The sequence below is a fragment of the Paenibacillus sp. FSL H8-0332 genome (assembly GCF_037963835.1).
Classification (GTDB): Bacteria; Bacillota; Bacilli; order Paenibacillales; family Paenibacillaceae; genus Paenibacillus_AQ; species Paenibacillus_AQ rhizoplanae.
Genome location: NZ_CP150145.1, coordinates 7374335 through 7399649, shown reverse-complemented (window position 1 = coordinate 7399649; position 25315 = coordinate 7374335). Strand labels below are relative to the sequence as shown.

General features: G+C 50.2%; 20 protein-coding genes and 2 pseudogenes. 8 read left to right on the top strand and 14 right to left on the bottom strand.

Annotated elements, in window-relative coordinates; genetic code table 11:
- Positions 1–138: 138 nt before the first annotated feature.
- A complete protein-coding gene (locus NST43_RS32490) occupies positions 139–945 on the bottom strand; it encodes a nucleotidyltransferase domain-containing protein (RefSeq protein ID WP_339221577.1) in 807 nt (268 codons plus the stop codon).
- 177 nt (positions 946–1122) lie between these two features.
- Here NST43_RS32490 and NST43_RS32485 point away from each other — a divergent pair, with 177 nt between their 5' ends.
- The 3 genes from NST43_RS32485 to NST43_RS32475 all read left to right on the top strand — a co-directional run bounded on the left by NST43_RS32485 (position 1123) and on the right by NST43_RS32475 (position 3748).
- Entirely contained in the window at positions 1123–2436 is a 1314-nt protein-coding gene (locus NST43_RS32485) for a WYL domain-containing protein (protein ID WP_339221576.1), read from the top strand.
- Positions 2423–3229 carry a WYL domain-containing protein gene (locus NST43_RS32480; RefSeq protein WP_339221574.1) on the top strand — a complete coding sequence of 269 codons (807 nt, stop codon included), beginning with the start codon at positions 2423–2425 and terminating at the stop codon, positions 3227–3229. Before NST43_RS32485 ends, NST43_RS32480 begins: the two co-directional genes overlap by 14 nt.
- Positions 3230–3520: 291 nt before the next feature.
- Positions 3521–3748 carry a helix-turn-helix transcriptional regulator gene (locus NST43_RS32475; RefSeq protein WP_209994035.1) on the top strand — a complete coding sequence of 76 codons (228 nt, stop codon included), beginning with the start codon at positions 3521–3523 and terminating at the stop codon, positions 3746–3748.
- Between the two features lie 711 nt (positions 3749–4459).
- Here the strand turns inward: NST43_RS32475 and NST43_RS32470 are convergent.
- On the bottom strand, positions 4460–4711 hold the full coding sequence (locus NST43_RS32470) for a hypothetical protein (RefSeq protein ID WP_339221573.1): 252 nt from the start codon (positions 4709–4711) through the stop codon (positions 4460–4462).
- Positions 4712–4833: 122 nt separating this feature from the next.
- On the opposite strand from NST43_RS32470, the gene NST43_RS32465 reads away from it, so the two are divergent.
- Both NST43_RS32465 and NST43_RS32460 read left to right on the top strand, forming a co-directional pair.
- The gene (locus NST43_RS32465; protein ID WP_209994033.1) at positions 4834–5154 is read left to right on the top strand and encodes a winged helix-turn-helix domain-containing protein; all 321 of its coding nucleotides are present in this window, start codon (positions 4834–4836) and stop codon (positions 5152–5154) included.
- Between the two features lie 100 nt (positions 5155–5254).
- Positions 5255–6340 (top strand): saccharopine dehydrogenase, encoded by a 1086-nt coding sequence (locus NST43_RS32460; protein ID WP_339221572.1) that lies wholly within the window; start codon positions 5255–5257, stop codon positions 6338–6340.
- Between the two features lie 9 nt (positions 6341–6349).
- On the opposite strand, the pseudogene NST43_RS32455 reads toward NST43_RS32460, so the two are convergent.
- From NST43_RS32455 to NST43_RS32440, 4 genes and pseudogenes are all read right to left on the bottom strand, one after another.
- Positions 6350–6436, bottom strand: a pseudogene (locus tag NST43_RS32455) (YgjP-like metallopeptidase domain-containing protein); the annotation flags it as partial.
- Between the two features lie 18 nt (positions 6437–6454).
- Complete coding sequence (locus tag NST43_RS32450; protein WP_339221571.1) at positions 6455–8596, bottom strand: pectate lyase; 2142 nt, start codon at positions 8594–8596, stop codon at positions 6455–6457.
- A 204-nt stretch (positions 8597–8800) separates the two neighbouring features.
- Complete coding sequence (locus tag NST43_RS32445; protein WP_339221570.1) at positions 8801–9190, bottom strand: DUF948 domain-containing protein; 390 nt, start codon at positions 9188–9190, stop codon at positions 8801–8803.
- A 64-nt stretch (positions 9191–9254) separates the two neighbouring features.
- A complete protein-coding gene (locus NST43_RS32440) occupies positions 9255–9959 on the bottom strand; it encodes a VTT domain-containing protein (protein ID WP_339221569.1) in 705 nt (234 codons plus the stop codon).
- A gap of 173 nt (positions 9960–10132) precedes the next feature.
- Between NST43_RS32440 and NST43_RS32435 the strand changes: the two genes are divergently transcribed.
- The 3 genes from NST43_RS32435 to NST43_RS32425 are packed head-to-tail and all read left to right on the top strand — an operon-like array spanning position 10133 to position 12717.
- Positions 10133–10840, top strand: coding sequence for a response regulator transcription factor (locus tag NST43_RS32435; RefSeq protein ID WP_339221568.1), 708 nt, complete (start codon positions 10133–10135; stop codon positions 10838–10840).
- Positions 10830–12158: a HAMP domain-containing sensor histidine kinase gene (locus NST43_RS32430; protein ID WP_339221567.1), complete on the top strand. Its 1329-nt coding sequence runs from the start codon at positions 10830–10832 to the stop codon at positions 12156–12158. Before NST43_RS32435 ends, NST43_RS32430 begins: the two co-directional genes overlap by 11 nt.
- Before the next feature lie 16 nt (positions 12159–12174).
- On the top strand, positions 12175–12717 hold the full coding sequence (locus tag NST43_RS32425) for a GNAT family N-acetyltransferase (RefSeq protein ID WP_339221565.1): 543 nt from the start codon (positions 12175–12177) through the stop codon (positions 12715–12717).
- Between the two features lie 36 nt (positions 12718–12753).
- Here the strand turns inward: NST43_RS32425 and NST43_RS32420 are convergent, their stop codons facing one another.
- The 8 genes and pseudogenes from NST43_RS32420 to NST43_RS32385 all read right to left on the bottom strand — a co-directional run bounded on the left by NST43_RS32420 (position 12754) and on the right by NST43_RS32385 (position 25301).
- Positions 12754–13107 (bottom strand): nitrous oxide-stimulated promoter family protein, encoded by a 354-nt coding sequence (locus NST43_RS32420; protein ID WP_339221563.1) that lies wholly within the window; start codon positions 13105–13107, stop codon positions 12754–12756.
- A gap of 46 nt (positions 13108–13153) precedes the next feature.
- Complete coding sequence (locus NST43_RS32415; RefSeq protein WP_339221561.1) at positions 13154–13285, bottom strand: hypothetical protein; 132 nt, start codon at positions 13283–13285, stop codon at positions 13154–13156.
- A 222-nt stretch (positions 13286–13507) separates the two neighbouring features.
- Positions 13508–14476, bottom strand: coding sequence for a stalk domain-containing protein (locus tag NST43_RS32410; protein WP_209994025.1), 969 nt, complete (start codon positions 14474–14476; stop codon positions 13508–13510).
- Positions 14477–14830: 354 nt separating this feature from the next.
- Positions 14831–16406, bottom strand: a pseudogene (locus tag NST43_RS32405) (IS1182 family transposase).
- A 437-nt stretch (positions 16407–16843) separates the two neighbouring features.
- On the bottom strand, positions 16844–18160 hold the full coding sequence (locus NST43_RS32400) for an NAD(P)/FAD-dependent oxidoreductase (protein WP_339221560.1): 1317 nt from the start codon (positions 18158–18160) through the stop codon (positions 16844–16846).
- 31 nt (positions 18161–18191) lie between these two features.
- Positions 18192–19499 (bottom strand): aminoacetone oxidase family FAD-binding enzyme, encoded by a 1308-nt coding sequence (locus tag NST43_RS32395; RefSeq protein ID WP_339221559.1) that lies wholly within the window; start codon positions 19497–19499, stop codon positions 18192–18194.
- A 148-nt stretch (positions 19500–19647) separates the two neighbouring features.
- The gene (locus NST43_RS32390; RefSeq protein WP_339221557.1) at positions 19648–24168 is read right to left on the bottom strand and encodes a polysaccharide lyase family 8 super-sandwich domain-containing protein; all 4521 of its coding nucleotides are present in this window, start codon (positions 24166–24168) and stop codon (positions 19648–19650) included.
- A gap of 86 nt (positions 24169–24254) precedes the next feature.
- Positions 24255–25301, bottom strand: coding sequence for a glycoside hydrolase family 130 protein (locus NST43_RS32385; RefSeq protein WP_339221555.1), 1047 nt, complete (start codon positions 25299–25301; stop codon positions 24255–24257).
- Positions 25302–25315 lie beyond the last annotated feature (14 nt).

The window sequence follows — 25315 nt, the reverse complement described above, 5'->3', positions numbered from 1 at the left end:
TCCGGCCGCTGTTATGGTTGGATTTCCTGATTTAGACCGCCAATGGCGGTAGAAATCCAACCATAAAGGCGGTCGCTATCGCTCCTACAGTTCCAAAATTCCCCTCCGCCACTTTTCCCTTAACTTAAATTATTTAGTTCAATCTATATAGTTTAAATTCAACCCCCATACTTCCCGCAAGGCATCCCGGAACAGAGCATCAAGCTGCCCGTCCCGATTATCCTTCTTAGCACTCAGGTATGCCGCCGCGATCTGCTCCAGCACCTTCAGCTGCTCCTCCAGATACTCGTTAATCGCACTCAGCCGCGGCTCCAGGTCCAGCTCCTCACCCAACTTCTTCCGGGCCAGCAGTTGCTGCACGACATGCCATAGCTCACCGTCCCTTGGAATCAGCCGGTCCACCAGTACCTCGAATGCCATCGGCGGCATCTCCCCGTACCGGTGAATCCACTCACAGGCCAGCACCGGGCGCAGCACGTAGAAATACTTCTTGATCTTGACCTGCTCCCCTTGCAGGTAATCCCGGTAGTTGCCTTTGGCCATATTCAGGTAATGGTACATACAGGATTTCGGCGAAAAGGTATAAGGTGAGATCCCACTAAGCTGCTCCGCCACGCTGAACTTCTCAGCATACTGGATCGGAGATTGCAGCCACTCCAGCAGCGGCGGGTTGGATTTGTGGAACAGCTTGAGGGCTTTGCGCAGATCCCAGCCGCTAATATCCAGCATATTGTTAATAGGACGCTCTATGACATCCCTTGTATCCCAGATCGATAAATACCACTCTGGCCGATGCACGTAGATGAACCGCACATCATAATCACTGTCCTTCGAGGGGAACCCCCACGCCCTGCTGCCTGACTCACAGGCATAGAGGATCGTCACTTGCTCCTCTTGTTCAATCTGCTTCAATTGCTCATGGATGAGCGTATTTATAGGGTTCATGCCATCCCTCCGTTTCAAGTCGGCTTCGCTGGCTCTATCTTCCCTCATTTTTCCAAGGGTGAACAGGGTGAAAGTATGGCAGCAGGCAAAAAACCTTCCCTTTCAAGCAACTCTGGTGCTTAATAGAGGTATTAACTATTACAACTCATGAACGCGTTACAGGCTGGAGGTATACATATGGCCAAGGAAAGCTTCGATAAAGAAATCCAGTTTCTCCGTATGCTGTCACTAGCCGGGGGAGCTTATAGCAGGCAGCAATTCGCCGAGCGGCTCGGCATTTCCGTACATACCTATGACAAAACGCTGCGCAATCTCAAAGAGATGGTAACCGTCCTGCAGCAGGATCTGAGCACAGAACAAGGCACCGAGCTGTCCGAATGGCTCCGCTACAATTACTATGAATCGGCCGATCCGCTGCTCCTGTTCCTGTTCCGGGCGAAATCGCTGAAGGAGACGGAGAGCATCCGGCTGACGCTGCTGTTAACTGCACTTCAGAGTGAGGAGCTGACGGCCAAGGAGCTGCATGACGGCTGCTGTGACCAGATGCCCGCCGATTCGCCGCTGCCGGACGAGAAGACCATCCGGGGAGACCTAAAATACCTGGAGGAGGTCGGCGTAATTGTAAGGGTGAATGAGAAACGCCCCTACCGGTACAAGGCAGCCAACGAACTGCTGGACCAGCTGACGGATGACGAGCTACTCGACCTGTTCGATTATGTAGATGTCATTGCCAATACGCAGATTCCGTCTGTCCAGGGTTACCTCCTGCGTGACACCTTGAAGAAGGCGCTGCGGATACGGGACATTCTTCCCGAAGCCACAGAGACCCATCGGTACAAATACCATTACCATTCACGGATTCTGGATGAGGCGCATCTCTATACGATCCACGGGGCGATCCAGCAGCGGCGGAGAATCAGGTTCCTCTACCTGTCGCCTAAAAAAGGCATGAACTACACCTCCCAGAACACCAACCCCCTCTTCGAGCGGGAATCGGCCGGGATTACGGACAGCCTTCTTCCGCTGCGTGTCGTCTACGATCATCAGTATGGGCGCTGGTATCTGATCGGCTATCACAGCCGGACTGGGATTAAGAAATTACGGATGGATGGCCTGACCCAGGTTGAAGAAGGCGAGCCTGTAGAAGAAGAGGAGTTTGCGCAGAGACTTAAGCAATTGGAGGCTCAGCTGGAGTATAGCTGGGTAACTGATACCACCCGTGCGGTGAAGGTTGTCGTCCGATTCTATAACCCCAGCCGGTCCGGCGCCAACTTCATCCGCGAGCGGGTCGAGGCGCAGGGGCAGTGGGGAACCATTACGGAGGAATCCGATACTACCTTCCTGTACGAGATTACAGTGAACGAGATCTTTGAGATCAAGCCGTGGCTGCGGAGCTTCGGCTCCAGCTGCGAGATTCTGGAGCCCCGCTGGCTGCGCAAGCAGTTCATGGAGGAATGGAAGGAGATTAAGAGCTACTATGAATCCCTTTGAGAAAATATTCAACTTCCAGATCATCTCCCGCCTGGAAGAGGCCGGCTCCCTGGCGCTAACCTCGCAGGAGCGTTCCTGGCTGAAGACGATGCTGGGACATCCGGCGGCGGCTGAAGCTTTTTCAACCGAAACCTTACGTAAACTGAATTCCCTGCTCGAGGCCGAAGCCTCTATTGAAGTAGGAGAGATTATCATCGAGAAGGCCCGCAGCAAGGAGCGCCAGGTCTATCATCCGCTGCTCCGCCCCCTACGGCGCATCATCATGCAGAATCAGGGAATTCAGATCACGTATGCGATCAAGCATGGCGGGGAACGGAACGATCCGTCCGGCTTCCCTCACAAGCTGGAGTACAATATGTATAAGCGGGAGTGGTACTTACAATGGTATAGCACCCGGCAGCGCTCGCTCATGTCCACGAAGCTGCGGAACATCGTGTCTGCCGATCCCGCTCCCATCCCCGCCCACCGGATCGACGGCCTCAAGGCCCGGATCGCCCGTCTCCTAGACGGTCTGAGAGAATCGGCCTGCATTCAGGTCATTCCTGTCTACAATGCCGAGCTGTCGCGGATCTTGTCCACGTTCTCCTGCTTCGATAAGTCCGTGGCCTTCGATGAAGCTACCGGGATCTACCACATCACCGTCCACTACATGAGGGACGACAGCGAGTTCCTGCTCTCCCGTATCCGCTTCCTGGGCCTGCGCGTAAAGATCACCCAGGGCGAGCAGCTGAAGCAGCGTATGCTGAAGTCAGCGGAGATGGCGGTGGGAAGGTATGGGGAGATGGAAAAGTGAGGCGTTTCAATAGGTCATTATCATTTAAACATGCTGCCCATCGACTAGCACCTCAATCATCATCATAGTCCCGGACACAAATGCAGCCGTCATATCCATTCCCTGTAGGAAATAGACTGCCATGATATAGCGATTCGAGAATGCTTGGCATGGGGGCCTCCTTTCTAATATACAAAGAAATTTCAAACTAAAAACGCTTAATTTACGTATGAGCGTACCAAAAACAAAGAAATAATATGATACGCTTATGCGTAAAGTCAATAAAATATTCAGGATGAGTGAGGGGTTACTATGGGGAAAAGAATAGTGGTTAACATAGCTGATTTAGCTAAAAAGCATAAGATTTCGATGCGGGAGTTGTCTAGACTATCGCTTGTCCGCCATGCTGCATTAAGCGAACTGGCCAATGGAAAACGAGAAAGTATTAATTTTAGTCATATCATTAGAATTGCAGAGGCTTTAAATATTGAAGATATAAGGGAGATTATTGATTTGGTTGATAGTAATGAAAAACAATAATCTATATAAGACGTCCTTAAGATTAGAACTTGAAGCGGTGCATTGAAAACCAATCGGATTTTCTATCCCCAAGGGATCCGGGTCTCCATTCAAGACTTCGCGGTTGAAGAGTAAACTGAATTCAGAGTTTACATAAAATAACCCGCCTGGCTTATGCCTGATGGGTTTTTTATTATTTACTCAAATATGTTCAACTAAATACTTCAAAAGTCTATTAATAACTGTGATTTATTTTCAAGTTTTTTTTTGCTTGTCTACTTGTTATTGTGACTTATTTTTTCTTAGTCTTAATATTAAGATGTAAGGTTGAAATAACAACTATTAATAAAATCACACCTACTACATTAATAAATATAGGCTCATTATTCGAAAGTGATCTTATTAAAATTTTTATATTGATTCCTAGAGCAGCGAACCAACATAAATATACAAATAATTTATTGGTTTTTTTCATACATTTACCTCTCGCTAGCGTGATTACATTAATTATATGAAATTTCGGAAAAATATACATTAAAATAGTCAGTTGTCGAGAAAACCTGGTTTTACGCAGGGAGGATTCATCTCGTTATTCTAAAGACTAAGGTTCTTAGATCGTTTTAAATCAATTTTTGTTTTGAAAGATCAATCTACCCATATAAAAATCGAAGTGCCGAAAAGCCCTATGGACTTTTTCGGCACTCTAACTGCATTAAAATGCAGTTTTTTAATCTAAAGAAGGGAATAGGCATTTGCCATGGCTTGATTCATAGAGCTCCAAGCGCTATATCCTTGGTAGGCAGTCCATACCACAATACCCCCAGCAGCTACTGCGGCTATTGCATTTGCAAAAGGTATAGCTCCAACTATCCCAACAATCTCTAAGGCATACACTCCACCGTAATTATTATAACTATCATAAGAATTTGAAGCTTGTATGGCATACATTTTGAAATCTGAAATCTTAGGATTGTTAGTAGTCATCGTTCCGGCCTTGAACCAAGCGGAACAGCTATTTTCATGTGGCAGGAATATTAAATTTGATTTTAGTGGCATATAAGAGTTATGATATGTTTAAATAATTAAACATTATAACGGAGTGAGCCATGAGCGAGTCGATAGGTAATCAACAAGTCATTGATATTTTCGAGAATCTAAGCCCTTATCTCCAAGGTCTAGGAGACCCTGTTCGCCAGCGAATCATATCGCTGCTAATTGATCGAGATAGCATGAACGTATCACAGATTGCAGAGCATATTCCCATGTCACGCCCTACAGTCTCTCATCACCTGAAAATATTGCGCCAATCCGGGCTGCTGTCGGTTCAGAAAAAAGGGACTGAGATGTATTACAAACTGGAGTTCAACGATGCTATCGAATTGCTCAAACAGCTCGTTCATCTCGTAGAAGTGGAATGTCAGAGCTAGCGCACGCCGCGCGCTGGTGAACCGCATTCCTTTTCTTCACACTATTATGTTCAATTGTTTAAACGTATAAGTACACAAACATATAAACGGAGGTTAACAAATGAATAGAAAAAAGGTTCTCATCGCTGGAGGCTATGGTGCTGTAGGGGTACAGATTGCCCGCATTTTACATGACAGGCACCCTGATCTGGAGTTAGTGCTGGGCGGTCGCTCTGCTGGCAAAGCAGCCCCTTTCCCATCGGACCGGGTGCACACGGTTGTTGTTGATACCCAGGCAGTCGATCCGCTGATTCACGCAGGAGAAAATATAACTTTAATCATTAATGCCGTGAACGATCTGGATGATCGACTACTGGTATCAGCAGTGCGAAGAAAAATTCCACTCATTGATGTCACACGCTGGACAGAAGTGTTTCAGCAAGCGATACGCACATTAGATCAGGAAGAGCTTCATGCCCCCGTGATTCTATCTTCGGGCTGGATGGCGGGAACGGCCTCCCTGTTTGCAATGATGCTCTCGAAATCGCTTCAGAACGTTGAGGTTAACATCCATGCCTTGTACTCCCTGCGGGATAAGGCCGGCCCGGATTCAGCAGCCTTCATGGACCGGATGAGCATTCCTTTTCATATCACTCAATCCAATACGAGCCGACTTGTCTATCCCATGACTGACCCGGTTAAAGTACAGTTTCCAAATGGATACGCGACGCACTGTTACAGACTGGATACTCCTGATCATGTCACCTTGCCCCGTACCCATCATATCGATTCTGCCAGCTTTCGCATTTCCTTCGATCATAAGGTTTCCACTTATGCACTCGCAGGACTGGTCAAAACCGGAATATGGAAGATGATTAGTGGGGATCGATTCAAGCCTTTCAGACGGAAATTATTGTACAATCCGGGAACCGGGAGCGCTCATCACCTGGTTATTCAATTGAAAGGCATGGATGCGAAGGGTAACCTAGTGGAACGAAAGATGACCGTCTCAGATCCACTCGGTCAAACCCATATGACTGCGCTTGGCGCTGCGGTGCAGGCCGAAAATTTACTGCTGATGATGTCTACGGATGAGCCGATGGATCCAGGCATCTATTATCCTGAGCACTTGTTCGATCACCGAATGGACATGGATGCAGTCACTCACTTTTTCACACAATACGATGTTCAAGTATCTTATTCTTGATACCAGGATACGGTCATGATTCATGTGGTGAATATGGCACAGTTCATGAATCATGACACAATCCATCACTTCCAGTGACGCCATCGCTAAGCGATAATGGGGTTAGGAGTTATATTACTCCACCACCAAATAATACAAATTAGCAGTACTATCCTTCGAAATCGTATGCGCGCCTGCCGCAAGGGGGACGGTGGCCACACCGTTCGTTATAGGATAGCTTGTCCCATCCACCTTAATCTTGGTTCCCTCAGAGCCAAACACCAGTGTTAGCGTTGAAGCCTTGGCTGTGGTGAACTGGATACTGGTGGCGCTCTCGATCTTCAGACATTGCGTTAAGGTCAGTCCGTTATAGGAGACCGTTCCCTTGCTGGTGGAGAGATTGCCCTGAATGGTGAAAAAGCTGCTCGAAGTTCCTGACGCTGTAAAATTGTGAACCGCCGCTCCCGGAGCAGGCGTTGACGTAGGTGCTGCTGTCGGCGCGGGAGTTGTTGTCGGCACCGGAGTCGCTGTTGGCACCGGAGTTACCGTTGGCACAGGCGTTGCTGCTGGAGTCGGCGATGGGCCTCCCGGGTTAGCGTTGCCTCCCACAGATACCAGCCCTGAGGTGTAGCTGCGGATGGCAGACATTAACGGCGCATTGAGGGCATAGGCGGTGTCATCTACAGCGTTATTGAAGGCCCAGCTGAAATCGCCGCCCCCCTGGCGTCCCGCTCCCGCTGTAACTTTCTGCTCTACTGCGCTTACGTTATCGACAGCTGCTACGCTGACACCTGTATCGACCAGCGTATCGAAGTTGTTATATGCTGTTCCGCCGACAAGTGCTTTGTACAAGCCGGGAACGGCTTCGCTTCTCGATGAGGCCAGGTAAGCATCGTGGGAGGCTGCATTGGCTGGAGCCGTTCCGCTGTTGGAGTTCGCATAGATCAGACTCGCCGCACCCGTGATACTGTTGTTGTACGCTTTGATCATCCCGCCGTTTTCCCCGGAGAACGTGCCTTCGCCCAGAGCATCTGTCCCCTGAAGGGAGCTTAGCATCGGATATTTGGCATTGCGGAACACATTACTTTCCACGAAGGCCGAAGCACCGGTCGTCACGCCCACACCGTATTTTGACACGCCGTCATAGAAGTTATTATACACATGGACCGAGGCTACTCTGATCCGCGGGTGACGCGAGTCGGAATGATCGAACCAGTTGTGGTGCAAGGTGACGAAGAACTCTGTGGATTCGCTAAGTCCGACCAGAGCTGCTTTGCCGGAATCGAAGTAATGGTTGTACGAAATGGTGATATACGTGGAGCCTTTCTTGAGGTCCGTGGAGCCGTCGCCCTTGGCCTGGTCGGCATCACTCCCCGCCGATCCATAGAAAATATCGTTATTATGCACCCACACATTCGCGTTGCCTGTATCCATGGAAATGCCGTCATCCGGGAATAACATCAGGCCAAGATTTCTCACCTCTACATTCCCTGCATATCTGAGCAGCAGCCCCCAGCCATAGGCATACGAATCTGTGCCGATCCCTTCAATCGTCAGATTCATCTCGGTGTAATTGCTCTTCCCCTTCACCTCCAAATAACCGCCGCTATTGAGCTGTCCGCTCAGATCAGCAGCCGTCACTTTTCCGATAAACCGGATCGCGAGCGGGGTGGTATCATAGCCTTTTTGCCGAAGCGAAAGAATGCCGCCAAGACCTACTCCCGTCTGCACTGTACCTGAGCTGCTGACCACTACGGGGAGCGTTACAGTCTGTGCATTCTGGGAGGTGACATACAGCACCTGTGCCCCGCTCTTCAGCGTTCCATTGTTAGTATAAGCGCCGGAGCCTGTACCATATGGAGATTGGGCTGAAAAAGCAAACCCGGACCGGTCATACGGCACGGCGGCCAGCGTACCCGTCACTGCACTTGCCGTTCCCCCGCCTGACAGCACGGCTTCCACCTTCATAACATAGCTTCCGGCCGCAAGGCCTACGGCATCTGCTCTCCAGTAGGAGGCATATTTGCGGATCAATTCATTATGGAGCTGCTGATACTGGGAATCTGCGGCGCTCGCCGCTTTGATGAATACCATATAGCCGGATGCATTACTGACAGGTGACCACTCCACATATGCAGCTTCATTTCCGCCTCCACTGCCTGTTACCGTAAGTCCTGCAGCGTGCACCACCGACGTTCCCCACCCGCTGAATAGTAGAGTGAGTGTAAGAGTGAACAACAGAGTCATACTGGTTACCTTCGCAACGATTCTTTTCATGAATTCGGCCTCCCGATTTAGGTTTGCTGGCACCCCGAGCATAGCAGAAGCCGAATTAGTGCTGAAACAATCATTTGCTCAGTTCTCCTGCGATTATGCACTATTATGAGAAAATGATTATTTTGCAGCGAAATGATAACTGTATTTAAAAAGACACCCGCCCGGGGTGCCTTGAACTGAGGCTTCTTATCGATGACACAAAGGTCACTGAAACTTCGTATTAACGCGGATCTGGCCGCTTTTACTTTTGACCGCAGCCTTCTCCGGCTCCTGGTTCAAGCTCTGCCCGATGTCGGCAGCGTTCTTCTTGAAGGTCTCGGTCACAGTCTGAATGACCTCGCCCACATTGTGCGCAGATTCGAAGATCGGATCGATCGTTTTGATTTTACCCTTCACATCCCGGGTGACCTGATTCGCCGTGTGAATGAGCTGAGTCGCCTCGCCCGTTAATCCATGAATCGCATTCCTCACCTCGCCCAGCGTCCGGTTAGTCTCGCCGAGGGTGGTCATTCCCTTGCGCAGCGTAAGGATCACGAATGCAACCAGACAGACAAAAGCAACCGCCGCCAAAGCAACACTAAGTTGGATAACCATATGCAACGCCTCCTGTAGTACCACTCTATGTCCAACTTACAGACATCATTCCTACATGTTGCGCCTACTGCCCGCTTTTGCCGCCTTTGAAGGCAGTTAATCTATGAATCAGCTTGTCCTTATAGATTAAGCCGAGGATGAAGGCCAGGACAGAGATCGCGGATATGATGATGGTGGGTCCATAATTCTTGTGATAGATATTAGCTCCGATACTCACAGAAGCCAGCAGCCACGGGAGTCTGGCGATGAGCAGAATCGTAAAGAATCTTAAGGGCTTGATCGTCGTCAGTCCCGCCGCATAAATGAACATATCCTTGGGCAGTCCGGGAATGATAAAGATGATGAACAGGAAGACCGAAAATTTGTTATTGTCCATCATCCCTCTCATCCACTTGAACTTGTCCCGCTTCAGCAAGCCTTCAATGAGCGTCCCGCCCAGAAACCGGGTGAAGTAAAAGGCGATCATCGCCCCCAGCAGCATTCCCCCGGTCACGAAGACCGCCCCTAGAGTTGTCCCATAGATGTATCCCCCGGCAATTTGAACAACCTCCCCTGGTATGGGGGCAATGACCGTCTGGAGAATCTGGAACAGAACCAGCATGACCGGTCCTAATTTTCCCGTAGAAAGGATGTAATCCCGGAAGCCGTCCAGAGACATCGTCACGCGCAGAAGCTGCGGCAGGTATCTGATGAATATGATAATGGTCACAAGGCCTACGCAAGCGAGGAGAACCTTGCTGACCCGCTTTTTGTGTAATAACCAATCCATTTACGAATCCCTCTCTTCACTGGCTTATACTATCTCCAGCTTAGGTCAATATTCTTAAGATCCGGGCATGAACTTCCTTAAGAATTCTTAAGTCGCCTGGCCGCCTGTGGTTTATGAGCTATCTACAATCTATAATGGAAGCACAGTGAGCGCTCAGGAAGGGAGGGGGATGGATGATGAATGCTGCCAAGACCATACTTATAGCCGACGACAACCACGAGATCCGGGAGATTGTCCGGGTACTGCTGGAGAGCGAGCAATATCATGTCATAGAGGCTATAGACGGCGAAGACGCTGTGAATAAAGTAGACGATACCATCGACCTGATTATCTTGGACATCATGATGCCCCGGAAATCGGGCTTCAAGGCTTGCGTGGAGATTCGTGAGCTGACCAGCGCGCCTATCTTATTTTTGACAGCTAAGACTCAAGATTCTGATAAAACCTTGGCCTTCTCTGCGGGTAGTGACGACTACCTGTCCAAGCCCTTCTCCTACACCGAATTGGTGTCCCGGGTGAAGGCCTTACTTAGGCGGTATTATGTATACAAAGGCAAAGAGGATACCTCTGCCCCCTCAGATGTGATTACCTTCAATGGGCTAAGTGTTAATACTACCGTCAACGAGGTAAGGATGAATGAGAAGGAGCTGACCCTGACCGAAATTGAGTACAAGCTGCTGGCGCTGATGGCCGGCAACCGCAATAAGATTTTCTCGGCACAGAATCTGTATGAGAGTGTGTGGGGCGAGCCTTACTTCTACAGCTGTAACAATACGGTGATGGTTCATATCCGCAACCTGCGGATGAAGCTGGAGAAGGACCCGCAGAATCCCAAGTTCATCAAAACCGTCTGGGGAAAGGGGTACCGGATTGAATCATAAGCTACGGTGGAGCAGGCTGAAACTGAAATTAATCCTGTGCCTGATCGGTTCGTTCCTCGCCTCTTCCATGCTGTTCCTGCTGCTGCAGTCCACAGGCGAAGATCTGCTGGAGCATTACCGGGCCAGAAGCTCGTTCATTGACAAGCAAGAGCAGCAATCCCTTCCGGCACTTGAGGAATATATCTCCGGGCAGCATCTTTCGCTTAAGGATGATACTAAAATAGCGGAATGGGTCCGAAAAGCCAAGTATGTGAACCTCTATCTCTATAAGAACAACCAATTTCTCTACTCTACAGACGGGTACACCATCAAGACCGAGAATACAAGGTTTCTACCGGACCCTAGCATTTTCAGCAAATCCCAATATTCCACGGTTACCTTTGCGGATACGACTGCTCAGGTCTATATGGAGTATTTTTTTGAATACAAGTATTACAACCTCATTACGATTCTGGGTGTGATTCTGTCGTTCTTATTCTTCATCGTCCTGGTCCTGTTCTTCATCAACAAGAAGACCTCTTATATTGGCGTGCTGGAGAAAGAGATTAAAATTCTGGAGGGCGGGAATCTGGACTATCCGATTACGCTGAAGGGGAAGGATGAGCTGTCGTCTCTGGCCCAGAGCATCAATGAGATGAGGAAATCGTTCATCGAGCGCCTGGAGAGCGAGGAGCAGGCCAGAGTCGCCAACAGCGAGCTGGTCACCGCCATGTCCCACGATCTGCGGACACCGCTCACCGCATTGGTCGGCTACCTGGACATCATCGAATACAAGAAATATCAGGATCAGGAGGCGTTAGCGAAATACATTCACAGCAGCAGGGAAAAAGCCTATCAGATCAAGCATCTGTCCGACAAGCTATTCGAGTACTTCACCGTGTATAACACAGAGGAGAATGATCTGGAGTTCGATTCCTACGATGGGATTCAGCTCATGGATCAGTTAATCGATGAGCAGTCGATGTTGCTGGAGAATCACGGCTTCCAGGTAGCACGGAAGCCGTCCCCTGTCCCTTTCCGCGTGGAGCTTCACCTGATCTCCTTCAGGCGGGTATTCGACAACCTTTTCTCCAACATTACGAAGTATGCCGATACGTCTGCGGCCGTAACGATTGCGTATAGAATCGAAGACCGCTGGCTGTTGATAGATATCACGAATGTTATAAATAAGGAGGCCCATGAGGTGCATAGCACCGGAATCGGCCTCAAGACCTGCCACAAAATCATCAGCCAGCATAAGGGCGAAATCACATTCACAAGCAATGGCGGCAGGTATTCCGTTCACATCCGCTTGCCGGTAAATAACACGCTCACTTAATTTAGGGAGGATCATCATGCAAAAATTTACTACCGACCGCTTAATCATCAGAAACTTCCGGGAGACGGATGCACCGGGTATGCTGGAGTATCTGGCTAATCCGCGGGTGAACTGTTTCCTAAGCGAACGCCTCTCCACGTTAGAGGAAGCCATCGCCACCGCCAGCGAACGGAGTCAGGACGACTCCCATCTCGCCGTCTGCCTGAAGGATACCGGCTCAATCATTGGCGAATTATTCTGCATGAAAGAAGAGCCCGATACCTACAGCGTAGGCTGGCACTTCAACCCGGCCTACGAGGGCGTCGGCTATGCCAGCGAAAGCGCCCGCGCGCTACTGCGCTATCTTTTCCTGGAGCAGGAAGCCAGACGCATCTACGCCTACGTCGAGGACGACAACTCCAGATCGCAGAAGCTCTGCGAGAAGCTGGGTATGCGCAGAGAAGGCTGCTTCATGGAATTCATCTCCTTCACCAAGAACGAAGACGGAACGCCGAAGTATGAGAATACCCAGCAATTTGCGATATTGAAGCGGGAGTGGTTGGGGCAGGGGATGGTGTAGCGCCATTCGCCCGGCATCAGCAGAGGTGGCTGCCGACTATCGGGACAGCGGTCTTTTTAACTTCTCCGGTATGGGGATATGCTTTATGGACTCTAACGGATGATACAACAACATCCAGGGTCCTGAGAAACGCATAACCCCCTTTATTTTTTGGCGGTAGACCGGTCTATAACAATGAATCGGACACTTCGCACAAGCTGTTTTCTCTTCACCGAATTTGCAGTAGGAGAGTCTTGTCATAACATACTCATTTAAGTGCCGGCATTCCTCACAGAGCTCTTGTTCATGATGTTTTTTCTTGCAATAGATACGAATCATTTTTGCAGCTATCATTTTTTCTTTGCGGATCTTAGGGCCGTCGTTCAGCTGCTGCTTTGCTGCTCTGCTCATATAATAAGGCCTCCTTGACTTAGTTGAACTTATAAATCTAGTCATATCAACGATCCCTTAGGTCTTCAAGAATGCCCAGATCCTCTTCAAACACATTGAAGAACGCCTCCAAGACCTCAGGCCGAACCTGTTCAGGCAATAGAGAAATGCTCCCTTTCTTTTTATGCATACTCGTCATTAGCTCTTTCCCTCCATCTTCTTCTCCCAAGTCCTCTCATACGGATCTCGTTCAGCTCTTCTGTTGTCATTCCCTATCGGCAATTTGTGACACCCCCTTTTCGTAAAGAACCATTTGATCCTCTCTTCATCTCTCGTATTCAAGAAACAAAGGGTACCTCTAAGCCATACTTTGACTTTAGAGATACCCCTCTCATATTTGATTACTTAGGCCTCTTGATGACTAAAGGTTGAAGTAAAAGAATGACTTGTCATAATCGCTATTATCTCTGAGCTGGACGGCCAGATAGTTCGCCACACCCTTATGTACAGGTACGATTACAAGACCTTCTGCAGTGTAGCTGTAACTTTCACCCGACTTAAGCTTTTTTAAATCAGTTGCGTCACGAATAGCATCATCCAAGGAGCCAGTGAAACCAGAATTTTTCACACCGACGATACTGTCTCCGTCTGAAGTTTTAGAACCCCACAGTTGTGGTACAAAATCAACAGCAACATAAGTGCCTTCGTTTTTATCATCAGAGATAATCTTTCCATTATTCATAACGAACTTCACCTTAGCCAATTTATACTCAATCAAAGCATTGGCTTCTGGTTCTCTGAAACCAAGAATTGCAATTTCACTTCTTGAGATTGACTTTACTGAGCTTACGGAGACAGTATAGTTTCCTGTGAATGTCAGACCATCATAACTATAGGGGTCATTAAATGTAACCGACTTGCCTATTGGAATTGCGGAACTAAGGGTTTTACCACCATTAGTCGAAGCAGTCGCCGTCGTTGCTGCTGGAGGTGGTGTATTTGTCACAGTCGGGTTAACAGTTTGCTTAACGGGTTCTTGGGGAGTCGATGCCGTACTGGTATCCTTATAAGGAATACCACTATCACCTGAACCATCAATGGAAATAGTTAAAGAAGCCCCATCAAAATTAACATCCGCTCCAAGAGCTTCTGAAACAGATCTTAAGGGCACATATGTAGAACCGTTATATACTAAAGCAGATAAATTATTACCCGATTGATCTTTTGGAGTCCATTTGGAACCGTTAAGGACAAACTTGATATCATGGTTCAATTTTGCCTTGATTGCTTCAACACCATTTCCTGCAAACACCCCTACTGTGCCAAATAGTAGACTTGAAACTACAATAGATGAAACAAACACAGACTTCCTCATTTTAACTAACTTCATTCTGAAAATCCCCCTACAGTTTATTTGATGCTACATGCACTACCATAAGTTAAAGCTATCAAAATAATGAAATGAACCGCTTGTCACACTACTTCTATAAGGTTCATAAATACCAGTTGACAAGATATTCTGGGATTTATCCCACAATTCATTTTCAAAGTAAAAATATGTATCAATTTACTTATCGGAATAATAGGGAGCAATTGTTAATCCTTTACTCGGAATTTATTAAATATACATGGCTCTGCATACATGCGTATTGAAATAACCTCAAAGAGAAGTAGAAATATAATGTATCGTATGAAACATATAAATTATATTTTGAAAAAAGGGGCTGTCCCAAAAGTAGGTTTTCTACGGCGGAAGACAGTTCTCTTCAGTCTTAATGCTCACTTTTTGGTCATTGGCGGCTTGCTTCAGCAGATTATGAGCAAGGGAAAGCCATCCGACCTCAAGCGTCACTTTCTCCACGCCGCGAAGCAGAAATCGCCGGAATCCCCGGTTGTTCTTCAGTTGTCCGAATACACTTTCCGGCTCCGTCATTCGGCGTACGGCCAAGGTGTAACCTTCTTCACTCCGTAGAGTTTCACGCGCCTGTTTCTGGTATCGCAGCCGTTCCAGGCTGACGACCACTTCCCGATTTCCTGCCGCTTTCGTGCAACGCTCCTTTAGGGGGCAGCCTTCACAGGAGCTGCTGCGGTAATGCCGTCTGCGAATTTCATAGCCACTCTCTAGGGTCTCCTTGCTTTCCCTGTGGAAATGCAGCCTGTTCCCAGATGGGCACGTCCAGTGATCCTCGGCTGTATCGTATGTCCAGTTTTCGATTTTACCAACATTCGCTTTCCAGGCTTTAGTCTTTTCCTTGTGGTAGCTGCCGTACTTCACCACCGCCTGTATCTCTTTCTTTTCCAGATAGGCGTAGTTTTCTTCGCTGCCGTAGCCTGCATCCGCAATGACTGTCTTTGGCCATTTCCCGAGGATCTGCTGGGCTTTTTCCAGATGCGGCTCTAAACAGCGGGTGTCGGTCGGTCTTTGATGTATACTGTAGGTTTAAAATAAATTGGTTTTCGGTCCCGATTTGCACATTGTATCCCGGTTTCAGTTGGCCATTTCGCATGTGATCTTCTTTCATCCGCATAAACGTTGCCTCTGGATCGGTCTTGCTGAAACTGTTCCGGTCCCCAAGCAGCTTTTGATATTGTTCGTACTTCTGCAGTCGAGGGAGCAAATCCTTACGCAACGTCCGAACCGTCTTTTTTAGGGGCTTGTCTTTCGGTTTTTCGGCAAGCTGAGCTTCAAGCTTTTGCACGGCTTGTTCGAGTTTCTCACTGTCCATTTCCGAACCCGTGCTGAGTTCATCCAGATCTTTGCCCTGGTTCTCTTGTTCTTCCTGCTCTTCCGCTGCTTCAATGTCAGCGAATAGGGCCTGTACCTTATCTCGCAGTTTCGCTTTGTGTTTGCTGACCGCTTTGCTCCAGACAAAGGTGTAGCGATTGGCATTCGCCTCGATCTTAGTTCCGTCCACAAAATAATGCTCCAGAGACACGTATTTTTCGTCAGCCAGAAACTGAAGCACGGCGGTAAATACCGTTTCGAGGACATTTCTCATCCGCTGGGAACGGAAGCGATTCAGCGTGCGGAAGTCGGGTCGCTGCCGTCCGGCCAGCCACATGAAGGGAATGTTCTCCCGGACCGCTTTGGCGATTTGGCGAGACGAATAGATTCGCTGAGTGTAAGCGTAGATGATTACTTTGGTGAGCATTTTAGGATGGTAGCTGTCACGGCCGCCGCCGGGATAGGCCGCGTCAAAAATGGCGTTGTCCAGCCGATTGACGGCGGTATTCACGACGCGAACGAGGTGATTTTCCGGGATATCTTCTTCCAGATCCATTGGCAAGCAAAGTTGGTCCATGGTATATTGAATGTACAAAGAAACCTCGCCTTTGAAATGGTTGTGTGGTAACTCCATTTTAACAAAAGAGAGGTTTCTTTTTTTTCGTTTTTATAAATATTGTCATCCATTTTCCGCTTAAACAGCGGAGAGAACGGAACGATTGTGTAAAAGCGATAGCGGTCGCCTTGGTCTCCGGATTTTCACCGCTAAGGGGAATTAAAAAAATCTGGAGACCACAGCGATTGGAATAACGGTCCGTTCGCACAGCGTCCACCCAAGTGTTCACGTTGATTCTACTCCAAAACAAAGGGCTGTCCCAAGCAGCCATTTCATGGCTTTTGGGACAGCCCCCATTATTACTGCATTTGGAGCCGAGGCACGGCATGGTAAATCCACAATTAGCCGCCGCGCATTCAATGCATGCATGTATTCACCGCAACGCACCAAGATATCAGCGACCCTCTATCTAACTCTTACGTGGTGCGGGCACGCCGGTCAGCAAGCGCCATCGCGGCGGCATATCCGGAGCTCCAGGCCCATTGCAGGTTATAGCCGCCGCAATCTCCGTCTACATCCATCACCTCACCGGCCAAATAGAGCCCAGGCACCAGCTTAGATTCCAGCGTTCCTTCGACTAGCTCCGTCGTATCGATGCCACCGGCCGTGGTTTGGGCATTCGTGAAGCTATTGGTATCGGTGATTTTGAATTCCCAACGCTTCAATAGTTTATAGAATATTTTCTTGGTTTTCCATGTTAGATCCTGACACAGCAGATGCAGCTGTTGATCAATTCCAGCCTCCTTCAGCAGCACTGGAATCAGTTTCTTGCTGACGATGCCTATCAGGGAATCAGCAACCGTCCGGTGTCCGAAGATCCCCCAATGTATTTCCAGAAAATCAATTAACTCTTCCTCCGTGCGCTCCGGCATCAAATCAACCGACAGGGTCACGGATTCTCCTATGCCGAGATTATACGCAGCCTTTCTGCTTAGCTGAAGTATAGGCGGGCCCGAGATACCATAGTCCGTAAAAAGAATCTCGCCAGACTCCGTGCGGATGACTTCATTGTTTACGATAACATGGGCCTCTCCCTCAAATTTGATGCCCGACAGTTCCTTCAAATACGGATAATCCAGCTTCAATTGTACAATGCCCGGCACCGGGTGGATCATGGTGTGCCCCAGACGCTGGGCAAGCGTATAACCGGAGCCGTCTGTTCCAGTTTTTGGAGCGGTAAGGCCGCCTGTACATAGAAAAAGATAGTCGCTGGTATACACAACCTGTTCCTCTGTCTCCGTCTGGCAGGTTATCGCGAACCGCGGATGTCCCGCCGAGACGGTCACATTGAGCACTTTATGTTTATAATATACGGGAACATTCCGGTCCTCCAGCGCCAGCTTAAACACCCCCGGCACCGAAGCCGCCTGCAGCGACATCGGATACATCCGGCCATTCTCCAGGCTCATAAAAGGAAGCCCGAGCGAGGAGAAAAATTCGATCGTCTGGCGGACACCGAATTGCCGCAGTACATGTATTGGGAATCCTGCCTGATTGCTGTGATACTTAACTGATAAAGCGGCTGCTTCATCCGTACCTGTGGCGGTGGATTGGTTCGTAATGTTGCAACGCCCGTTACCTGTCGTTATTATTTTCTTCCCGAGCCGGTCATTACTTTCAATAATGGCTGTATCAATACCTTGATCCCTCGCTGTAACTGCAGCCATTAGACCTGCAGCACCCCCACCGATAATGAACAGCTCGTGGTGCTTAGAAGTCTGATCCTTATACATGTTAATTGATGCATCCCTTTTCCTAATAAATTTATTGAATGGACTTAGCTATCGCCATGGCGGCCACATATCCGGAACTCCAGGCCCATTGCAGGTTATAGCCGCCGAAATCTCCGTCCACATCCATCACTTCGCCAGCCAAATACAGCCCAGGCACCAGCTTGGATTCCAGCGTTCCCCGGGTGAGTTCCGACGTATCAATGCCGCCGGCTGTCACCTGCGCATTCGTAAAGCCATTGGTATCCGTCACTTTAAATTCCCAACGCTTCAAGATCCGATAAAAATTCTCTTTAGTTCTCGGCGGCAGATTCTGGCAAAGAAGCTGTGGCTGTTGATCTAAGCCCGTCTCCTTAAGCAGGACCGTAACAAGCTTCTTGTTGAAGATACCCACGAGGGAATCCGCCACAGTCCGGTGCCCAAAGGTCTCCCAGAGCTTTTCTAAAAAATCAACTAACTCTTCCTCTGTGCGGCCCGGCATCAGATCCACCGACAATTTCACCTGTTCTCCTCTTGCCAGATGATACGCAGCCTTCCTGCTTAGCTGGAGAATGGGCGGACCGGTAATCCCATAGTCTGTGAAGGCCATCTCACCCTGTTCACTGCCGATGACTTTACCCTTTACAAGGATATGAGCTTGTCCCTGAGATTTGATACTGGACAGTGCCCTCATATTCGGATATTGCAGCTTCAGTTGCACAATGGCCGGAAAAGGCTCAATCAGGGTATGCCCCAGACGTTCGGCAAGTGTATAACCGGGAGGTTCTTTTCCTGCATTTGGACCGGTGTTGCCACCTGTAGACAGAAGCAGATAGTCGCTAGTATAAACAATCTCTTCTTCTGTCTCCGTTAGGCATTTTATCGTAAAGCGCGGATGATCTGCCGAAACAGTAACATCCACCACTTTATTCTTAAGGTATACTGGAACATTCCGATCCTCTAGCGCCAGCTGGAAAATATCCAGTACCGCCGCTGCCTGCAGCGACATCGGATACATCAAGCCCCCCTTGAGTCTTGTCAGCGGAAGCCCAAGAAAGGAGAAAAAATCAATCGTCTGGCCGACGCCATATTGCTGAACTACCGCAAGCGGAAATCCGGATTGATTACTGTGATACTTGCGCGATAAAGCAGCTGCTTCATCCGTATCTGTCACAGTGGATTCATTCGTAATGTTACAGCGGCCATCACCTGTCATTAAGATCTTCTTGCCAATCCGGTCGTTACTCTCCAGAATGGCAGTATCGATCCCCATATCACTCGCAGTAACAGCAGCCATTAGTCCGGCAGCACCTGCGCCGATAATAAAAAGCTTGTGGTGCATAGAAGTCTGATTCTCATACATGGTTGGTCAATGCATCCTTTATCCAATTTTCTCTAAGCACAAAAACACTTTATTAAATTATAGCATAAGCAAAGCAGCGATTCCCTATTAACAGGAGAATCGCTGCTTTGCTGTGTTCTAACGTATAACGATGAAAGGTTGGCTTTATTTACTTAGCTTCCAGCATCCGCAGCAGAACCGTAACCGTCTCTGCCCGCGTTGCGGCATCTTTGGGGAAGAAGTTGTTGTTGCCCTTGCCTTGCATCAGTCCCGACTCCTTCATCTCGGCTGCCGCTCCAACCGCCCAGGCAGGGATGTCGCGGTCATCCGTGAATCCTGCGGAGCGGGCAACAGGAGCCAGGTGTAGTGCTCTTGCCAGCATGACAGCCATTTCCGCTCTGGTTACAGGTGCATCCGGGCGGAAATTGCTGTTGTTATCCCCCTGGATGATTCCCAGGGCTACTGCCTGCGCAACGGCTGTCTTGGCCCACGGTCCGATCCGGTCGCTGTCCTTGAAGGACAATGCTGCTTCTGTGTTCTGAAGCTTCAGTGCCTTTGCCAGCATCACCGTGAATTCAGCACGGGTCACGTTACGGTTAGGCTGGAACGAGCCGTTCGGATATCCTGTAATGATGCCCTGCTTGACGGCTTCGCGGATACTGGCCTCGGCCCAATGTCCGGCAATATCGGCGAAGGATGGACCGGGCACCGGAGTAGCCGGGACTTGGGGGTTTTCGTCCGGCTTATTAGGCGTTCCAACAATAACCGGCGGCACTGTTACTGGCGGAGTCACTGGCGCTTCACCTCCGGGATCGCCGCCCGAACGCCCGTTAACCGAGATGTTAATTCTTCCCGTAACGGACGGATACGCACTCAAGACCGCCGTAATCGTCACTTCTCCAGGTGTGGAGGGTGCCGTAAAGACCGCGCTGAACCGGCCGTTTGCATCCGTTACAGCATGAGCAGGCTCCGGGCTGCCCGATGATGCCGCGAGTTCGACCTCCAGGCCGGAGACTGGAAGATTGTCGCTACCTGAGACGATTCCCGTGATGGATACGTCATCTCCGGTATTCACGGCAGACGGTGCCGCCTGAAGTTCAATAAGAACAGGGACTGGAACCGCCTTGCTCACAGATACAGTTACCGTATTGGTCACGGAAGGATTGTCGGTCAGTACAGCCGTAATGACCACATCCCCAGCCGTAGACGGTGCCGTAAAGACCGTGCTGAACCGGCCGTTCTCATCCGTTACAGCAAGCGCAGGCTCAAAGCTGCCTGATGCTGCCATGAGACTGACCCCAGTGCCCGCTAGCGGAAGATCTTCACCGTCATAGACGGTTCCGGTAACGGACACTCTGCCTCCAGCAGATACGGAGGATGGCGTGGCCTCCAGTTCAATCCGGGCCGACACAGGCACAGCCTCTTCTTCTACAGACACGTTGACCACCCCTGTCACGGATGGACTTGCCGGCAGGACGGCTGAGATGGATACCTCGCCGGGAACGGAAGGTGCGGTAAAGACCGTACTGAACCGGCCGTACACATCTGTAGTTACTTTTGCAGGCCCAAGGCTTCCCTCGGCTGCTGTAAGTTCAACCTCCACACCGGGAACCGGAAGATCGCCATCGCTGTAGACGGCCCCCGTAACGGATACTTTGCCTCCGGGCACCACCGAAGATGGCGCTGCCGCAAGCTGTACCCGGGCGGGAACGGTTTCCTGCGTTTCTGGTCCGAATACTTTGAATTCCCAGAGCGAGTATCCGTATTTGCTTGCTCTTTGAGTTCCATACATCCGTACATATCTGGCATTCACCGGACCTACGGAGAGCTCGTCGATATCCCCGTCTCCGCTGGACGTACTATATACTGTCTTCCAATCCTCCAGCGTATCGGAGACATCGATCCGGTATTCCTTCCCATAGGAGCTTTCCCAGTGCAGCATAACCTTGGAAATGGGCTGGCTTGCGCCAAGATCGACGTAAATCCACTGCGGATCGGCATAGTTGGACCCCCAACGGGTCGTCAATGAGCCGTCTACCGCATTCTCCACTGATACATCAGCGGCTTTGGACGAGCTTGCTTTTACCGTCATGCCTTCGGCAAGGTTGGGGGCAACCGCTTCATACACGTTAAATTCAGCAAGCGAGTAGCCCTCACCAGTTCCCTGCTGAATGCCCTGCATCCGGACGAACCTGGCGCTGGTCTTACCGAAAGAAATGTCGTCGATTCCCCCATCTCCCATCGAGGTCGCATAAACGTCCTTCCAGGTGGCCCCATCATCGGATACTTGGATTTTATAGCTCGTTCCGTAAGCCTTCTCCCAATGCAGTCTAACCTTATTGATCATATATTGATCCTGCAGATCAACATAAATCCATTCATCGTCCGAAGCGTTCGAACTCCAACTGGAGGTTCTGTACAAATCGGTAGCGTTCGAAGCAAATTGCTTGCCCACGCTGGAGGAAGCCACCGCACCTTTACTGTAAGCCAGATCATACCCTCTATCGTCGATAGAAGCTCCCTCTCTCAGCGTCATACTCCGGCCGGTAAACGTATCTTTACCGAGTCTGTACGTAGTTGTGGTCTGTTCTCCGTTCCGGTTCAGCGTTACATTCACTGTAATCCCCGGCGTTTCGGGATTCGCCACCGAGATGCGGACAGGGTCCGCGGATTCATCGACGATCACCATCGACGGTTTATCTACGGTGACGGTCAGGCCTTCTCTTAGCGTCACTGTACCCGGCTGATAGAACAGCAATTCCGAAATACCCAGCGAACGGTGCCGGACTGCCTGCACGGAAGCTGTATTCGCGAGAATACTTATCGGGCTTGCTTCTGCGTAGCTGCCAACCTCTCCGGCAGTTTTACCCGGCAGCACAATGTATTGATAGGAGGCATTGACCGGCTTCACGCCGTGATCCAGCCACATCGAGAACACTGGTTTAGTGATTGGCTCCGTTGAACTGCCAGTAACCACATCGCTCCATTTCCCGGTCTTCGTCTCCTGCTTCACTTGGAAATCCGTCTTGTCCGGGAAAATATACCCGGTATGATCGTTATACGCCCAGCGCCCGTTAACCTGCGAGGTTCCGTCGTCAACGGCTTTGCCGTCTACAAGCACATCGCCTGTTGCCAGACTCTGGTTCAGCGTGGTATGGACTGGTGCAGCGTTCGTTGAAGTGATGCCTGCGCCCAGCGCTACCATTTCATCATCGAAGAAAAAGTAGCCCTTTTTCCCGCTGGTACTCAGCTTATTGAAGTCAAACGCCGTGGCTCCGTAACGCTCATTGGTCACACCGCCTACAAAGGTCTTCGGGTTGTTGAAATTATTCTCCTTCGTGAATACGTAGGGAGCTGTTGTCCCTGGAACATGAGCCCAGTCCATCAGCGGGTACACGGTTCTGTACTCATCCCCGGTTCTCTGGATGGCCGTGGCACCTTGCGAAGTCCAATAGAGCAGGTTATATCCGCTTGGATTAATGGTTCTCCATTCGCCGCCTTTGACCGTGCTGGAGGACATCTTGACTGTAATTCCGTAATCCTTCCGCATATGAGAGGAGACCAGGGTCTGCCATTGCGTCATATTATTTGCGTCCAGTCCATTACTCTTGACCGTTCCTATGTTGCGGATATTATCGAGGAAGACAGCGAACTCATCCGCCCGCTTCGGGTTAGCCGCCTGCATCCACTCCAGCGGATCTTCGTAGAAGGTCAGCGCAGAGCTCTCATAATCCGGCCACTCCGGTCCATTCATCCCCATCCCCAGATCGGCAACATCACCTCTCACCAGATACCTGGTCCCATCCAGCAGGTAGGAGGATAACGAATCAATAGCCGCCTGGCTGTAGGCGAAGCTTGTGCCCGAGACTACATAGGCCCAGAAGGACATATCTCTGGCAAAACTCCGTCCATAGCCCGTGGTATAATTCGTCTTCCCATGCATGAAAAAGGACATGTCGGACTGAATTCCCGTTACCGTCACCGTCACAGCCGAGAGCACGTTAAATGCCTCTACAGCGATGCGGACGTTCTGGGCATCCTCCAGCAAAAGGCCGCGAATCATATAATTCTGATTGTACCAGGAGGAGTTAGCTCCATCGACCGTATTCGGTTTGCTGTCTAATGTGTCAACAATACTCGCAGCCTGCTCCGCAGTCAGATAGCCTTCACACAGCAGCGCGATTTTGCCCAGCCGCAATTGCTTCCCGATGCCGGTTTCCCACCAGTTGGTGGAGGTCGGCTTAACCGTGAACCAGTGATCCAGCGCTTTCTGAATACCGGCTAACATGGCTTCATCGTGATAGTAAGGGCTCTTCGGGTCAGCGAAGGCCTGGGCCATCGATTGCATCCGGTCCAGCGCAAGGTAAGGCGACCAGCCTCTGCCGTTCGCGCTGGAGGTGGTATTCGCATAATCCACATCCGCCCAGCTTCCATTCGCTTTTTGACTCGATAAGTAGGTTCCGGCCTGTGATTTAAAAGTCCATTCGACCCGGCCATTCGTGCCGTCATTGATGATGTCTTTGGAGATATAAAAATCCACCGCCCGCTGCTTCATCAGCTTCATTTCCGCCAGCTCTTGCGACGAAGCATCCGCCGATACAGGGTAATGGAAACCGAGGGTCGAGATCATTAATCCAACCATAACGAGACATATCCATCTCTTGATCCTGCTTTGCATGTTGTCAGCCATGTACACGCTCCTTTGCCTATCTACCATATTTTTGTTAGCGCTTTCTATTCTAGAGATTAGAGAAGGCAGCTCGCACTGCCCCTCCCTTACACAAGAGTATCTAATATATCCTGGAGCGGGATGTCCGCTACAGCCATCACTTCGTCTGCCGCACCGTAATACATGCGGACCGTCTGGTCCAGCAGCAGCGCACCGCACGAGAACACGACCTTGCCGAAGAATCCGTTCACCTCATAGGAGGCTTCCGGTTCCAGCACAGGGACACGGGATCTCGCAATCACCCGGGACGGGTCCTCCAGATCCAGCAGCACCGCCCCCATACAATAGCGGTGACTGCTGTCCGCGCCATGATACAGCGCAAGCCAGCCCTGCGGTGTGCGGATCGGAACTGCCCCGCCGCCCATGCGGGCCGAGTCCCAGCCCTGCTCGCCGAGTCCCATCAGGAAGCGGTGATTCCCCCAATGGTCGAGATCCGGGGATTCCGCGATCCACATCTCGGGCGCGCCGAATGACTTCGGCACTGGGCGATGCAGAGCGTAGTATTTGCCGTTGATTTTCTCAGGGAAAATCATCACATCCTTATTCTCGGGAGGCAGCATCATCCCCCGCCGCTTGAAGGTCTGAAAGTCGCGGGTCTCCGCCAGCCCGACGCCGACACCGCGGACAGAGGCCGCGCTGTAAGTGATGTAATAGGTGTCTCCAATCTGGGTCACACGCGGATCTTCGATCCCCCACGCTTCCAGAGGATGCTCCGGGAACAGGGCCGGCTGCGGCTCGACCTCGAAATGAACGCCCTCTTGGCTTCGCGCTACACGCAGATGGGATAAGGAGGTGAGCATCACGGTCTGTCCGTCCTTGGCTACGAAGCGTGAATCGGAGAAATCATAGCCCGGATCATTCCTGTCGTACCGTTCGACCTGCACCTCCGTCCCTGCTTCATTCAACCGGGGAACAAGCACCTCATCCGTCCGGTCTGATATTGGCGCTTCGGCAACGCGCAGCAAGAGGATCGTCTCCTCCTGTAACTGCGCTACGCCTGCATTGAACGCGCCCAGCACCTGGAAATCGGGACGGGAAGGGGCAACATCCCCGGCTTCAATCAGAGGATTATGCGCGCTGCGTATTATTTTCATTAGAGTGACCTCTT